The organism is Pelotomaculum propionicicum, assembly GCF_004369225.1.
Taxonomy (GTDB): domain Bacteria; phylum Bacillota; class Desulfotomaculia; order Desulfotomaculales; family Pelotomaculaceae; genus Pelotomaculum_B; species Pelotomaculum_B propionicicum.
Genome location: NZ_QFFZ01000066.1, coordinates 1 through 14,945 on the forward strand (window position 1 = coordinate 1; position 14,945 = coordinate 14,945).

The following is a 14,945-nucleotide window of genomic DNA, read 5'->3' on the forward strand; positions in this document are numbered from 1 at the left end:
AATACCATATACGGAATTAAAAGCATACGCAATGCTGTGAGCCAATTTCTGAAGAGCCCGGTGCGGGAAATCCGCACGCCGGGTTCCGTGGGGGTTGGGCCACCAAATGGTGGCCCTTCTACCCGGACCTCGGGGTGAAATTCCCCGGGGCTACTCACCTAGTCATGGGGTTTCAGTATCGAAATGAAGCGGAGCGTTTCCTGCAGGCATTGCAGGAACGGCTGGCAAAATTCGGACTGACAATACACCAAGAGAAAACCCGGCTCATTGAGTTTGGGCGGTTTGCAGCGGCAAACCGGGCAGAACGCGGAGAGGGCAAACCGGAAACGTTTGATTTTCTCGGATTCACGCACATCTGTGCGACGACCCGGAAGAATAATCGTTTTACCGTGCGCCGAAAAACCATAGCCAAACGCTTACAAGGGAAAGCCAGAGCAGTAAGGGTAGAGATTATGCGGCGACGACATGAACCCGTCCCTGAACAGGGAAAATGGTTACGATCGGTCGTGCAAGGCCACCTCAACTACTATGCGGTTCCCGGAAACAAGCAGTCCATTGATGCTTTCCGTACAGAGGTAATTAAGGGATGGTTACACGCGCTAAGGCGTAGAAGCCGGAAGTCTCGCAGCCTTACATGGGAAAGAATCAAGCGGTTGGTTACGACATGGATTCCCACGGCGAAAATACTGCACCCATATCCATCCCGGAGGCTTTACGTCACTAACCCAAGGTAGGAGCCGTATGAGGTAGTTCCTCACGTACGGATCTGTGCGGGGGGCACCCGGTAACGGGTGTCCCTACCGCGATTCTTGTCTCATTTTTATTTTGTCCCATTTTAATTTTTTTAAGATAACACCATGGACGACTCTGTTTGCCAGCCTGCCCTTAAAAGCTTTTCTTTGCTTCAGCATGAAAGTTTCTTAACGACCCAAAAGCTGGAACACCTGAAAAAAAACTGCGGTTACCGCGGCGGCCATTACCGGGCCGCAGGGCATGCCGCGCAAAAGAATTATCCCCACCACCGTTCCCGCCGTCAAGCCAAAGATCAATTCAGGATTTGCATTCATTAAATTAAGGCCGTCCCCGTTCAGCTTGGTGGCCAGCGCACCTGCCACCAAAGCTAAGATACCTTTGAGAGAAACCACAGAATACAGGTCCTCTTTGGTCAGTTTGCCTGTGGCGATAGGGGCAAGAATATGGAGCATCAGTAAAACAAGCCCGATTTCCAGCCCCCGCTTTTCCAGTACGGGCAGGATGAGGTGGTCAAGGTTAAAGTACCTGATGCTTAAAAGGATGCAGGTAGAGGCCACAATCAGGTTTGAGCGGCCAAACAAACCCAAAAACAAAAGGATGATTAATATTAGCTCCGAAGAGTTGAAAATTAAGCCGATACCAGTCAAGTTCCGATCATCTCCATCACCGGCCTTGAAGCAGTGATGACTTTGCCAGCCGGACGAACATATCTAACAATGGCAATGGCGCCTGTTATTATATATATTGATAAGATATGCCAGAAGGTCCATAATATCACATACCTGGTTTGGCGTTTGTTTGGGCAAAAGTTTGCAAATTTTCTAATAAAGGAAGGTTTTTACTAAAGCAAAAGGAATAATTAATTAAAACTGTTGATGGAGGTTGAAAAATGGCCAAGGAATTAGAGGTTGGGATCAAGGGTGAAGCCAGGGACGCCGTGACTGACCTTAACACGGCTGTAGCTTATGGCAATACAGTAGTCAATGTATATGCCTCACCCGCTATGATCGGTTTGATGGAGAAGGCGGCCCTTACTTCAGTGCTGCCCTATCTGGGTGAAGGGATGACCACTGTGGGCACCAGGTTTGAAGTAAAGCACCTGGCGGCCACACCTGTCGGTTTAAGCGTCACCGCCCGCTCCACGCTGGTTGAAATTGAGGGCAAGCGGCTGCTGTTTGAAGTTGAGGCCTGGGATGACACAGAACAAATCGGTAAAGGGATCCACGAGCGCTTCATTGTAAAGCTGGAAGGTTTTCTGAAAAGGGCTCAGGGCAAATCAACAGGCGGCCAGGCGTAAAAATTAGAGGTAAAAAATGATCTCCCCTGCTATAATATAATTAGAGGCTGGCAAACCCTGCAAGAATTTGCACCGGAGTGTTTTCCCATGACCATAAAACTGTTCGCTAAAACGGAAACTAAAAAAGGTGTAAACAAGGATATTGTAAAACTCACCTGGGGAGCTATGAACAATGCCGGGAGGATTTTTTATTCCCACACGGAGTTGATGTGTCTGGAGGATTTTGAACGATTTAAGGAATTATTTATTTCCCTGGGAGCGGATGACGAGAAACGGGTAGACACCGGCCGTACCATCTTTTGATTTTTGCTTGGGCAAGGTTGCCGCTAGTTTGATATGCAGGCGGGGTTTTCTCTATGCGCTTGGTCTATCTTAGTGACACCCATATACGGGGCAGCAGGCCAGAATATCGGCAGGACGATTTTCTGGGAGCTATTCACACCAAGCTTTCAGAGGTGGTTAAGTTATGCCGCCAGCTCAATGTGGATTTTGTGATCCACGGAGGAGATATTTTTGACACCCCCCGGCCTGATCAGCCGTCTTTTGACCTTTTCCGCTGGTTTCTGAAAGAATTGGGCGTGCCTGTTTACTGCGTCGCGGGCAATCACGACCTGGTAGAACAGCGGTTGGACAGCCTGGAAACCACGGCCATAGCTTTTTTAGACAGGCAGCGTTTGCTGACACTGCTTAAGCCCGGTGAAAAGCTTTACCTGTCAAACAACAGCTGTGTTTTGCAGCTCAGCGGCCAGCATTTTTTCGCTGGGATTGACCGCCGCAGGAGCAAGAACGGATACGTGGTGACCAAAAAGCGGTGTGACATAGCCATACATGTTGTGCACGGCATGCTTTTGCCCAAACAGTTTTCGGAAAAGGTGCCCTGCACATTAATTTCAGAGGTGGCCCGGACTGAGGCCGATTTTACTCTGGGCGCCCACGCCCACCTGGGCTACCATGAATACTCCGGAGTCAAATATTTTTTAAACCCCGGGGCCCTGGCCCGCTTAACCAACCTGAAACAGGAACTGGTGCGCATACCCAGGATCTTGTATATGGACTTTACCGGTCCCGCCAGTTATAAGTTTATCTCGCTGGAAAACGTGCGGCCCGGCGGGGAAGTTATGAATCTGAAAAAACCAGTTAAATAGAAAGGCTGTGACTGTAGGCTCGATTTCCATCGAACACGGCGCGTCAGCGCCCAATTTGTTTGAGGCTAATGCAGCATTTGTGCGAATGAATTCGCACCTACACATATTATAAGAAAGTTATCTTAAGAGTAGAGAGGTGAGAGTAATGTCTGCAGAGATAAAACCGGGATTAAAAGGTGAGGCAAGAATTAAAGTTGATGAGAATAGCACCGCGATTACTTACGAAAGCGGTTCCGTCCGTGTTTTCGCCACTCCCGCGATGGTCCGCCTGATGGAAAAAGCGGCGCTCTCTTCGGTTGACCCGCTGCTTGAACCAGGTCTGACCACGGTCGGGACTAAAGTGGAGGTGAAACACCTTTCCGCCACTCCGGTAGGCATGGAGGTGGTGGTAACCTCCCGTTTGGTCGAGGCTGACGGTAAACGGCTCTTGTTTGAGGTAGAGGCGCGTGACGAGGCGGAGCTAATCGGGAGCGGCCTGCATGAACGGTTTATAGTAAAAAAAGAAAGCTTTTTAAAAAGGACGGAAGGCAAGTTAACCAGCCGTTGAATTCAATCTTAACCAGGGCAAACCTGTGAGATGAAAAACAGGGTTGCCTTTTTTGTTGTGGAAAGAGGTGGGCATTTTTGTCCCTGCGTTTCATTATAGGCCGGGCCGGCACCGGGAAAACCCGCGCCTGTCTTGACCAGGTGCGGGAAGAACTGCTGGCGCGGCCGGTTGGCAAGCCGCTGATACTTTTAGTGCCCGAGCAGGCCACCTTTCAGACCGAATACGCCCTTGCCGGCACACCGGGCCTGCATGGGTTTACCAGGGCTAAGGTATTGAGTTTCCGGCGCCTGGCCTACAGGGTGCTGCAGGAGGTTGGCGGCGCTGCCCGTGCCCATATCGGTGAACTGGGCAAGCGCATGGTGCTGCGGCGCTTACTGGAAAAACGCCGCAGTGAGTTTAAGGTATTCCGGCGCTCAGCCGGACTGCCCGGTTTTACCGATACCCTGGCGCGCACCCTGGGGGAGTTGAAAACATACTGTATCACCCCGCCGGAACTGGCGTCCGCGGCGTCAGCCCTGCGCGGCCTTACGGATACAGGCCTGCTGGCGGATAAACTCTCAGATTTGCACCTTCTTTACAGTGACCTGGAAGCGGAACTGTCCGACCGTTTTACCGACCCTGATGACTACCTTAACCTGCTGGCTGACCGCCTGGAAGAGTCGCTGGAAGTGCGCGGCGGGGAGGTATGGGTGGACGGTTTTTCAGGGTTTACCCCGCAGGAGTTCAGGGTCCTGGCAGCCTTGCTGCGGGCCGCGGGCCGGGTTAATATAACCCTGTGCGCGGACCTGGCATCTCTGTCAGGCAGCCGGGACGAAACAGATTTATTTTACACGGTCAGGGAAACTTACGACACTTTGTGTGAAACGGCGGCCAGGGAAAGGGTGCCGGTAGAGCGGCCGCTGGCATTGGACGGAGCGGGGCCGGGCCGCTACCGCAATCCTGATCTGAGCCGCCTGGAAAAATATTATTTTAAGCGGCCGGCCCCGCCAGGCAAAGTTTACGGGAGGGGTGTCAGCCTGGCGGCGGCAACCAGCCCGCGGGCTGAAGCTGAAGGTGTGGCCCGCGCGGTAACAGCTTTGTGCAGGGATGAAGGATACCGCTACCGGGATATAGTTGTCCTGCTGCGCGATTTGGACTCTTACGCCGGAATAATTTCCAGCGTTTTCGAGGACCACCGCATCCCTGTTTTTATTGACCGGAAGCGTCCGGTGACGCAACACCCTCTGGTGGAACTGATCAGGTCCGCCCTGGAGGTGGTGAACTCAGGCTGGTCATCAGATCCGGTCTTCCGTTTCTTAAAGACAGACCTGGTCCCTCTGAGCAGGGATGAGGTCGACCGGCTGGAGAACTATGTTCTCGCCCACGGGATTAGGGGCAGCCGCTGGACCGACGGCAGGCCGTGGGACTACCGCAGAAACCTTTCTCTTGAGGAAGACAGTGAGGCTACCGGTGCCGAGGTTGAGGAACTGGAGGAGATCAACCGCATCCGCCGCCAGGCTGTCGCTGTACTGTCGGAATTCGACAGCGCCGTCCGGGCGGCTGTAAATGTGCGGGCGGTATCCACGGCGGTTTTTGACCTTTGTGTCCGGCTGGAAGCGCCGGAAATGCTGGAGCGCTGGAGCCGGCTCGCGGAGGAGGAGGGAAAGCTGGACGCGGCCAGGGAGCATGCCCAGGTCTGGGAAGGGTTTACGTTAATGCTCGACCAGGTGGTGGAAGCTCTGGGTGAGGAAACTCTCACCACCGAAGAGTACGCCGTGATTCTGGACGCCGGCTTTGAGGGCATGCGCCTGGGTTTAATACCACCCGGCCTGGACCAGGTTGTGGTCTGCTCTTTGGAGCGCTCCCGCACCCCTGAAGCAAGAGCCGCCTTTGTCATGGGGGCGAGCGACGGGGTGTTGCCGGCCAGGGTTGCCGAGAAGGGCATTCTGTCGGAAGGAGAAAGGGAGAGGCTTTTGGCGGCAGGACTGCGGCTGGCGCCAGGATCCCGCCGCAGGGTTTTCGACGAGCAGTATCTTGTCTATATCGCCATTACCCGCTCCTCAGAAAAATTATGGATTAGTTACCCCCTGGCGGACGAAGTGGGCGGGGCTATCGCCCCTTCCCAGGTGGTGGCCAGAGTTAAAGAATTGCTGCCGGGTGCGGAAGAACTGGTCTGGCCGGTAGAGCCGGATCAGGCTGTAACTGATGATCTTGGCTTTATTGCCAACCCTGACAGAACGCTGTCCTACCTGGTCACCCGGCTTAGGGAGGCCAAGGCGGGCCGCCCGGTAAACCCGGCCTGGTGGGACGTTTACAACTGGTTTGCGCGGGGCGGGCGCAAATCTGAGTGCGCCGGCCGTCTGGCCAGCCTTTTTGCCGATAATAAAGAGAAAAGGCTGTCTGCCACTCTGAGCAGGAAGCTTTACGGGCGCGTTCTGAAAACCAGCGTGTCAGGTGTGGAAAAATTCCGGTCCTGCCCTTTCGCCCACTTCCTTACCAAAGGGCTAAAGCTCCGGGAAAGGGCAGTTTTTAAGCTTGGCGCGCCGGACCTGGGCCAATTTTTTCATGCCGCTCTCAAGGTTTTTGGTGAGCGTGTCCGTGCGGAGGGGCTGGACTGGGGGCAGTTGGACAAGGAGCAGTGCCTGGCCATGGCCGGCGAAGCGGTTGACGAAGTGGCGCCGCGCCTGCAGAGCGAGATCCTTTTAAGCTCCTCGCGCCGCCGCTACCTTACCGGCAAATTAAAGAAAACCGTGCAGCGCACCGCCCTGGTCCTTTGCGAGCACTCCCGCCGGGGTCAATTCCGGCCGGTGGGGCTGGAACTGGCTTTTGGCCCGGACGGAGACCTGCCCGCCGTTACCTTTACTCTCTCCGACGGCAGTGAGATGATCCTTACCGGAAGGATCGACCGGGTTGACGCCGCTCAAAGTGACGAGGGCATCTACCTGCGGGTGATAGATTATAAATCCGGCAGGGTAACCATCAACCTTTCAGATATCTATTTCGGCTTGAGGCTGCAGCTGCTCGGCTATCTGGACGTGGCACTGCGCTATGCCGAAACCATTGTGGGGAGCCCGGGACTGCCCGGCGCCATTCTTTACTTCCGCATGGATGACCCGCTGGTCAGGACCGCGGGAGAAATACCGCCTGATGATGAAATAGAGAAAAGGATTTTAAAGGAGTTTCGCATGACCGGACTGGTGCTGGCAGACCAGAAAGTGGTTAACCTGATGGATCGCGATCTGGCCGGAGATTCCGAGCTTATTCCGGTGCAGATTAAGAGGGACGGTGAATTTGCCGCGCGGTCCATGGTTTTAACAGGCGCGCAGTTTGAGCTGCTGCGCGAGTACCTCCGCATGCAGCTCAGGTCAGCCGGGGAAGACATCATGAGCGGGGTAGTGGACATAGCGCCGTACCGCCGTGGAACGCAGCGCCCCTGCCGCTTCTGCCCTTTCAAACCGGTCTGCCAGTTTGATATCCTGATGGCAGGCAACAGTTACCGGGTGCTTAAAGCCGAAAGCGAGGACAGCATCTGGCACAAGCTGTCCAGCCTGCGGGGAGGTGAGCCGGTTGAATAACCAGTGGACTGACGAACAACTCGCGGCAGTATCAAGCCGGGGCGGCAACCTGCTGGTGTCGGCAGCCGCCGGGGCGGGCAAAACCTCGGTGCTGGTGGAGAGGATTATCCGCCGCGTCACCGACCCGGTAGATCCGGTTGATGTTGACCGCCTGCTTGTAGTCACATTTACCAATGCCGCCGCGTCTGAGGTCAGGGAGCGCATCGGCCGCGCGCTGGCCGGGGAGATGGCCAGGCGCCCAGGCTCGACCCGCCTGTCCAGGCAGCTGGCTATGCTGAACCGGGCCAGCATCAGCACGCTCCATTCATTCTGCCTGGACCTGCTGCGACAGTACTTTTACCTGATTGACCTGGACCCCGCCTTTAGAGTGGCTGATGCGGACGAGGCAGCGCTGATCCAGGCCGGCACACTGGAGGAACTGTTTGAAAGGCGCTACGCCGCCGGGGATAATGCGCTATTTACCGGCCTGGTTGATTGTTACGGCGGCAAACGCGACGACACGGCACTGCAGGAGATGGTCCTGGCCGCTTATAATTTTGCCCGGAGCACACCAGACCCGTCAGGCTGGTTAAACAGGCTGCCTGAGAATTTTGACCTGCCGGATGACACCTCCTTTGACCAGTTCATCTGGTGTGGTGTTTTGAAAAAATCGCTGGCCATGGAACTGGACATGGCGTTATCCAGTATTGAACGCGCGCTGCATTTAGCGGGCAGTCCGGGCGGCCCGGCGGCTTACCTGGACAACCTGCGGGCGGACAGGGAAATGATTGAAGGCCTGCTGCGCCGGTGCCGGGCTGGCGTGCCCTGGGCCGAGCTACACAGGCAGTTTAACAGTACGGTTTTTGGTAAATTAAAGGGACAAAAAAAAGAAGAGGCCGGCGCGGATACGGCAGAAGCGGTCAGAAAACTACGGGACAGCGCTAAAAAGAAGGTCGGCGGCCTGATCAAAGAATTTTTCCCCCGACCGCCGGAAGAGCTGTGCCGGGACCTGCGTGGGGTTGCCCCGCTGGTCCGCGAGCTGTGCTCTCTAGTGCTGGACTTCGGAGAATCTTACCGGAAGGCCAAAGCCGCCCGTTGTGTTGTGGACTTTAACGACCTGGAATACTACGCCCTGCAAATACTCGCGGGACAGGGCGGGCATGTCCCCTCTCATGCGGCACTGAGCCTGAGGGAGCGTTTTGAAGAAGTGCTGGTCGACGAGTACCAGGACATCAACGCTGTGCAGGAGGCTATCATCCAGCTGGTGTCAAGGCAGGGAGAACCACAACCAAACCTGTTTATGGTGGGAGATGTTAAGCAGAGCATCTACCGGTTCAGGCTGGCCGACCCAGGTTTGTTCCTGAAAAAATATCTTTCTTATCCTGCCCGGCGGGGCGGTCCTGAGCAGCGTATCGAGCTGGCCAGAAACTTCCGCAGCCGGGAGGGGCTGATTAGCGCGGTAAACTTTATTTTCCGCCAGGTCATGACCCCAACAGTCGGTGAAATTGCTTACGACCGGGGAGCCGAGCTGGTCTGCGGCGCCGACTACCCGGCGGTGACGGGACAGCCTGAACCGGACAGCACGGTGGAATTGTACCTGATCGAACGTGACAGTACTGAGCAGGGGGACGACCTTACCGAAAAGACCGGGGCGGATGATGCCGTACCGGAGGAAGGGCAGGCGGAAACTGAGGAAGAATTGGATGCCACCCAGAAGGAGGCCCGCCTGATAGCCCGCCGGATAGGCGAACTGCTGCGGGGAGAAGGCGAGGGCGGTCTGAGCGTATTTGACAGGGCAACCGGGAGCTACAGGCCCGCGGCTTACCGGGACGTGGTGGTTTTGCTGCGGGCCACCGCGGGCTATGCCAATACCTTTGTGGAAGAATTTCGCCAGGCCGGTATTCCGGCCTACGCGGAACTGGCCACAGGCTATTTTGAAGCCACAGAAGTTGAGACAATGCTGGCACTGCTGAAAGTGATTGATAACCCGCGCCAGGATATACCCCTGGCGGCGGTTTTGCGGTCACCGCTGGCAGGCTTAAATGCGGGGGACCTGGCCAGGATCAGGCTGGCCTCGCGCCGGGGCGACTTTCTTGACGCTGTTGTGGCAGCGTCTCTCTCCGGAGAGGGGGAACTGGCGGACCGCCTTTTGAGCCTGCTGCAAAAACTGGAGAAATGGCGCAGCGCCGCCAGACAGGGTTCACTGGCGGACCTGATCTGGAGTATTTACCGGGAGACCGGGTATTATGATTTTGTGGGCGGCCTGCCCGGCGGGGGCCAGCGCCAGGCCAACCTGCGGGCGCTCCACCACAGGGCCAGGCAGTACGAGGCCAGCGCTTTCCGGGGGCTCTTCCTGTTTCTGCGCTTCATAGAAAGAATAAGGGAGGGCGGCCGTGACCTGGGGGCCGGGCGTGCTTTAAGCGAGAAAGAGAATGTGGTGCGGATTATGAGCATCCACAAGAGCAAGGGCCTCGAGTTTCCTGTTGTGTTTGTGGCCGGCCTGGGCAAGAAGTTTAACTTCAGCGATTTAAACAAGGATGTCCTGTTTCATAAAGAACTGGGTTTTGGACCCCAGCTGGTTGACGCAGAGGCGAGGCTGACTTATCCCACCATGGCCAAACTGGCTATAAGGCAGCAGCTTAAGATGGAAACCCTGGCCGAGGAGATGCGCATTCTTTATGTTGCGCTGACCAGAGCACGTGAAAAGCTGATCCTGGTCGGCTCAGTAAGGAATTTAAAAAATCATGCCCGGCGCTGGTGCAGCCTGCTGGAAACGGCGGACTGGCAGCTGCCGGATGGCTTCCTGGCGGGCGCCGCCACCAATCTGGACTGGCTGGTGCCGGCTTTAGCCCGGCACAGGGACGGCGCCGCAATCAGAAAGACAGGACAAAGTGAAGGCAGCCCTCCGGTAGAAGTAGCTGCTGACAGTTCACGCTGGAGCATATTTTTTGAAGACAGCCAGCCCCGGTCAGAAAAGGCCAGGCCTGCCAGTGCCGAATTTCTGTCCCTGGTCAGCAGGATGCAGCCCCTGGCTGAAGAAGGCCCCCAAGCAGGTGTGGTTAAAAGCAGGCTGGATTGGAGCTATCCTTTCGCCGCAGCTGTTGGCCGGGCTTCCAAGACTTCTATTACCGAATTGAAACGGCGTTTTGACCAGCGGGCGGCGCAGGAGGACGAATCGCTGCGGGATTTCAGGCCGGCAGTTGGCCGCAGGCCGCTGTTTTTACAGGAAACCCAGGGTCTGACGGCTGCTGAAAGGGGCTCGGCGCTACACCTGGTGCTGCAGAACCTTGACCTGCGGGGCAGCCTGACTCCAGAAACAATCAAAAGTCAGATAGAAAGCATGGTGCTGCGGGAACTCCTGACTTCAGAGCAGGCCGACTCTGTGCCTGTGCCGCGGATTACTTCCTTTTTCGCCAGTCGCCTAGGCAGGCGGGTTTTGTCCGCGCGTGAGGTGCTGAGAGAAATGCCCTTCACCCTGGTCCTGCCGGCGTCAGAGGTTTACCCGGAGCTTACCGGATTGCCGGGAGAGACCGTAATGGTACAGGGCGTGGTGGACTGTCTGGCCGATGAGGGGGACGGCTACCTGCTGCTGGACTACAAAACTGACAGGCTGGCGCCGGAGCAACTCGACCAGGCGCTCTCACGCTACCGCGTGCAGCTTGACATATACGCCAGGGCGGTGAAAAACATCACAGGGCGTAAAGTAAAAGAAAAATACCTTTACCTGTTCAACGCCGGCACCGCAATAAAGTGTGATTAAGGAATTTGGAAGTGAGCCGTGAGAAGTGGGACGTGAGACGTGAGACGTAAAAAATGTAGGTGCGACTTCAGTCGCACTGGGTGAGACAAGAGAACCGTTCCCTTGTCTCATTGTTCGGATGATTCCGAACCTACAATTATGGGATTAACCATCCGTCTTTTTGCTAAAATTTCAGGAAGGAATGAAACAAATTTGGTTGAGATCAGGCAGAATAATTTAGCTGAAAAAGATTGAAGCTGTGCTCCGGTTTCTCCTGTTAAGGAGAAGATCATGAACAACTGCATGCACTGCGGCGCCAAGTTGATTTATAAATCTGCGCCGGAACTCATGACATGCGTTTATTGTGAGAAAGAACAACCTGCCGCGGTGTTCTGTGTCAACGGACATTTCATTTGTGAGGAGTGTCACGGATCGGAGATACAGGCTGTGATCGAGGAATTCCTGCTGCAGACGTCTTCAGCAGACCCTCTGGCAACAGCCGAACTGCTGCTTGCCCACCCTAAGATGCCGTTTCTGGGCAGGGAGCATCACCCTGTGGTGGCGGGTTCGATCCTCGCGGCGCTAAAGAACCACGGCCAGTTTCAGGTGAGGGGCAAACTTAAGACTATTGCAGATGAAGAGATCAAAGAAGGCATCAGGCGGATGTGGCAGATTCCCAGCTGCTCCTGTGCCTTTCAGGGAGCCTGCGGCGCCGGCCTGGGAGTAGGCGCGGCCTTTAGTGTTATTTACGAAGCTACCTGCGCTAAAGACGTTGAGCGCACCCTGCAAATGCGCGCCGCCAACGCCGTGCTGGAGGCTATAGCCAACCTCGGCGGCCCCGGGTGCTGCAAACAGAGCGTGCGGACAGCTCTGGAAGTGGCTGTTGAGCTGCTCAAAGAGCATTTTAACGTGATCCTGCCCGTAAAAAGAAGCGGTGATTGCAGGTTTCCGCCCCAGAACAGCCACGGCTGCAAGGGGGCCAGGTGCCGTTATTCTATCCGGAATTCCCAGGCGCAGTAGTAATCCGCCGGGTGTTTATCCGGCGGGCAGGCCAGGCAGCGGGTTTTAATGCGGGGGTCAATCGCCCTGGCAAAGACTTCATATTCCACCAGGCCCACCGGTTTGCAGGGGAAGTCGGGCAGTCCTTTCCTTTGCCTGGCCGACTGGACCCGGCAGTCGTTCATCCGGAAGACAATCCTGTTTTCACCCAGCTCGATAATTTCCTGCTTGTTTACAAAGGCATAAAACCTCAAGCCCAGCGCTTTTTTGAGAGCGGGTATGCCTCCTCCTTCGGGGATCTGGAAGAATTTTTTGATTCTTTCAGCTTCAAGAGCGGAATATTTTTCCCAAGCGGCAGCGTCAATCTTGATTGCCGCTTCCATGCCGTACTCCTTCTCCATCGCTTGAAACCAGAGGCCGTCATGCGCCAGCCAGCGCTTGGCCATCTCTTCCATGAACTTAATACAGTTTTCGTTAATGCCAAGGTCCAGCAGCGCCTGGTAGTTGTTTTTCATAGATAACCCACCTCAGCTAAATGTTTTAAATTATTTATCAAATTATACCATATCAGTGCTGTCAAAAATCGGCAGCTTTATAATTTCAGCCCGCTGATTAAAGGATTTTTATTGAAATAAATGAAAATAAAAGTAAGTGCAATTCTTTTTAAACCTGGAGTGATCATACCGATGCGGATTATGCATACTTCCGACTGGCACCTGGGGCGCACGCTTGAAGGCCGGTCCCGTCAAAAGGAGCAGGAGGACTTTATTGAGGAGATTATCAGTATCTCAGATGAAGAGAATATCGACTGCCTGATCCTGGCCGGAGATGTGTTTGACGCCTTCAACCCGCCAGCTTGCGCCGAGCAGCTTTTTTATGAAGCTTTGGACCGGCTGAGCCTGGGAGGGCGCCTGGCGGTGGTTGCTCTTGCCGGCAACCATGACAACCCCGAGCGGCTGATCGCGGCTGCACCGCTGGCCAGGCGCCACGGGATAGCGCTGCTTGGTTTGCCCAACGAGGAGCCTTTTTTAAATACCATTCATTCAGGCGGGGCGCATTTTGTGCGAGGGGGCCCTTCATGGCTGGAACTGGCTGTGCCCGGCTGCGGTCATAACGCTGTAATCCTGGCCCTACCGTACCCTTCTGAGACCAGGTTGAAGGAATTGATCCATGCGCGGCTGGAAGACGAAAGCTTAATGCGGGAGTCATATTCCGACAAAGTGAAGCTGATCTTTGAGCAGCTCTCCCGGCAATACCGGGGAGACACCGTAAATATAGCCGCGAGCCATATCTTTGTCCAGGGCGGCTGGACATCTGATTCTGAGCGCCCTGTGTACAGCGCGGGGGGAGCCTACACGGTCGACCCGGCGGCGCTGCCGGGCATGGCCCAATACGTTGCCCTGGGCCACCTGCACCGGCCGCAGGCTGTGGCCGGCAGCCTGTCGCCCTGCCGCTACGCGGGCTCGCCCCTGGCGTACAGTTTTTCCGAGGCCGGCCAGGCCAAATCCGTCACAATTGTGGAGATGGAACCTGGATCTACACCGTCAGTTAAGGAGATCTTCCTCTCCGCCGGCTGCCCCCTGGTGCGCTGGCGGGCGTCAAGCACAGGGCAGGTTTACCGCTGGCTGGAAGAAGGAAAGGACAGCGCGGCCTGGATAGACCTGGAGATTGAGGTTGATGCTCCACTGAGTATAGCGGAAATTCACAAGTTGAGGAAGGTCTGCGAGCGCTTTATCGAAATCCGGCCGATTTATTCCGAGCTGGGGGTGGCGGCAGCCCGGGAATCACTGGCAGGCCTGCCAGTCCAGGAGTTATTCAGCCTGTTTTACCAGCGTAAAAAGGGGTGCGCGCCCGATCATGAGCTGGTGGAGCTGTTTATGGAGATAATCAGCCGGCCGGAGGAGACTCAGCCGGACCAGGGGGATGTTCAGGTGAAGCCTGTAAAATTGAAGCTGGCGGGGCTGCAAAGCTTTCGCGAGGCTCAGGAGATAGATTTCGCGTGTCTTTGCGAAGCCGGGCTGTTCGGTATTTTCGGCCCGACCGGCAGCGGCAAGTCAACCATTCTGGACGCTATTACCCTGGCGCTCTACGGTCATATTGACCGGGCGGCCAGGGGAACGCAGGGCATTATTAACTATGCCGAAGATAAACTACACGTGGAATTTATCTTTGAACTGGGGCCAGCCCGGGGGGGCGCAGGCGGTACCGGGTGGAACGGTTATACCGAGCCTTCCCTGTTAGAGGCAGACGAAGCTGAAGAGAAACACAAACAGGCACAGGAATCACGGCGGGACGCCGCTGAAAGACTCAGGCTGGCGCAGGAAAGAGCCGGCTTAGCACGTCTCTCCCTGGAGGAAGCAGCTAAACGCAGTGAAGCAGAAAAGCCTACTTATTTTGCCAACAGGGAGCGCTACGAGCGCGCGTCTAAATTGGAGGATGAAGTTGCCGCCATTAAAGCGGAAGGATCTAAGCTGGCTTTTGCGTTGAGCGCGCGGGAAAAAGAAAAAAATAATACGGCCGCTAGGCTGGCATTGCTGCAGCGGCAGAAAGTCAATCTTGAACAATCATTAGACAAGTGTAAAAGAAATCTTGCTGCCATTCAGGTGATGCCTGATCACAGGCGGCTGGTCAATGACTCTTTCACCGCGCTGCAGCATTACCGGGAGACACTGGCGGAAAAGGCCGCGCTGGAAACCGGGCTAAAAGAAAAGTCCGGCGACCTGGCATCGCTCCGGCAGGTTGAGGCTGAAGCGGTATTAAAATACCGGGATGCGGAGGAAAAGCTAAACCAGATCAAGGTTCAGTATGAGATTATTGCCGGAGAGAAAGTCAGTTGGGTGTTAGAAGCAGACCTGAAGAATTTCTTCGGGAGTCTCGACCATGCATGGATGCTAAAATTTGTAGAGCATCGAGTGGGAGACCCCAGGGTTAT

The 14,945-nt window shown here is 55.5% G+C and carries 10 protein-coding genes; 8 read left to right on the forward strand and 2 right to left on the reverse strand.

What is annotated here, in order from left to right; translation table 11 throughout:
- Window positions 1-920: 920 nt before the first annotated feature.
- Window positions 921-1,400, reverse strand: a complete 480-nt coding sequence (locus Pmgp_RS17435) for a DUF441 domain-containing protein (protein ID WP_192903003.1) — start codon at window positions 1,398-1,400, stop codon at window positions 921-923.
- Between the two features lie 242 nt (window positions 1,401-1,642).
- Here Pmgp_RS17435 and Pmgp_RS17440 point away from each other — a divergent pair, with 242 nt between their 5' ends.
- The 7 genes from Pmgp_RS17440 (at window position 1,643) to Pmgp_RS17470 (ending at window position 12,034) form a co-directional block, all read left to right on the forward strand.
- Window positions 1,643-2,050: a thioesterase family protein gene (locus Pmgp_RS17440; protein WP_134215674.1), complete on the forward strand. Its 408-nt coding sequence runs from the start codon at window positions 1,643-1,645 to the stop codon at window positions 2,048-2,050.
- 87 nt (window positions 2,051-2,137) lie between these two features.
- Entirely contained in the window at window positions 2,138-2,353 is a 216-nt protein-coding gene (locus Pmgp_RS17445) for a hypothetical protein (protein ID WP_134215676.1), read from the forward strand.
- Window positions 2,354-2,406: 53 nt separating this feature from the next.
- Window positions 2,407-3,195 (forward strand): metallophosphoesterase family protein, encoded by a 789-nt coding sequence (locus tag Pmgp_RS17450; protein ID WP_134215678.1) that lies wholly within the window; start codon window positions 2,407-2,409, stop codon window positions 3,193-3,195.
- Between the two features lie 145 nt (window positions 3,196-3,340).
- The gene (locus tag Pmgp_RS17455; protein ID WP_134215680.1) at window positions 3,341-3,742 is read left to right on the forward strand and encodes a thioesterase family protein; all 402 of its coding nucleotides are present in this window, start codon (window positions 3,341-3,343) and stop codon (window positions 3,740-3,742) included.
- A gap of 77 nt (window positions 3,743-3,819) precedes the next feature.
- Window positions 3,820-7,296 carry a helicase-exonuclease AddAB subunit AddB gene (gene addB / locus Pmgp_RS17460; RefSeq protein ID WP_134215681.1) on the forward strand — a complete coding sequence of 1,159 codons (3,477 nt, stop codon included), beginning with the start codon at window positions 3,820-3,822 and terminating at the stop codon, window positions 7,294-7,296.
- Window positions 7,280-11,035: a helicase-exonuclease AddAB subunit AddA gene (addA, locus tag Pmgp_RS17465; RefSeq protein ID WP_427910052.1), complete on the forward strand. Its 3,756-nt coding sequence runs from the start codon at window positions 7,280-7,282 to the stop codon at window positions 11,033-11,035. Before addB ends, addA begins: the two co-directional genes overlap by 17 nt.
- Window positions 11,036-11,305: 270 nt before the next feature.
- On the forward strand, window positions 11,306-12,034 hold the full coding sequence (locus Pmgp_RS17470; RefSeq protein WP_134215685.1) for a DUF5714 domain-containing protein: 729 nt from the start codon (window positions 11,306-11,308) through the stop codon (window positions 12,032-12,034).
- On the opposite strand, the gene Pmgp_RS17475 is transcribed toward Pmgp_RS17470, so the two are convergent.
- A complete protein-coding gene (locus tag Pmgp_RS17475; RefSeq protein ID WP_134215687.1) occupies window positions 12,004-12,528 on the reverse strand; it encodes a DUF6125 family protein in 525 nt (174 codons plus the stop codon). The genes Pmgp_RS17470 and Pmgp_RS17475 overlap by 31 nt on opposite strands.
- Before the next feature lie 171 nt (window positions 12,529-12,699).
- Between Pmgp_RS17475 and Pmgp_RS19880 the strand changes: the two genes are divergently transcribed.
- A partial coding sequence (locus Pmgp_RS19880; protein ID WP_192903004.1) for an exonuclease SbcCD subunit D C-terminal domain-containing protein occupies window positions 12,700-14,945 on the forward strand: 2,246 nt, incomplete at its 3' end.

Excerpts from the sequence above, each read along its gene's own strand:
- Pmgp_RS17440 (WP_134215674.1), top strand. The coding sequence starts at position 1,643 with ATGGCCAAGGAATTAGAGGTTGGGATCAAGGGTGAAGCCAGGGACGCC.
- Pmgp_RS17445 (WP_134215676.1), top strand. The coding sequence starts at position 2,138 with ATGACCATAAAACTGTTCGCTAAAACGGAAACTAAAAAAGGTGTAAAC.
- Pmgp_RS17455 (WP_134215680.1), top strand. The coding sequence starts at position 3,341 with ATGTCTGCAGAGATAAAACCGGGATTAAAAGGTGAGGCAAGAATTAAA.
- Pmgp_RS17475 (WP_134215687.1), bottom strand. The coding sequence starts at position 12,528 with ATGAAAAACAACTACCAGGCGCTGCTGGACCTTGGCATTAACGAAAAC.
- Pmgp_RS17450 (WP_134215678.1), top strand. The coding sequence starts at position 2,407 with ATGCGCTTGGTCTATCTTAGTGACACCCATATACGGGGCAGCAGGCCA.
- Pmgp_RS17470 (WP_134215685.1), top strand. The coding sequence starts at position 11,306 with ATGAACAACTGCATGCACTGCGGCGCCAAGTTGATTTATAAATCTGCG.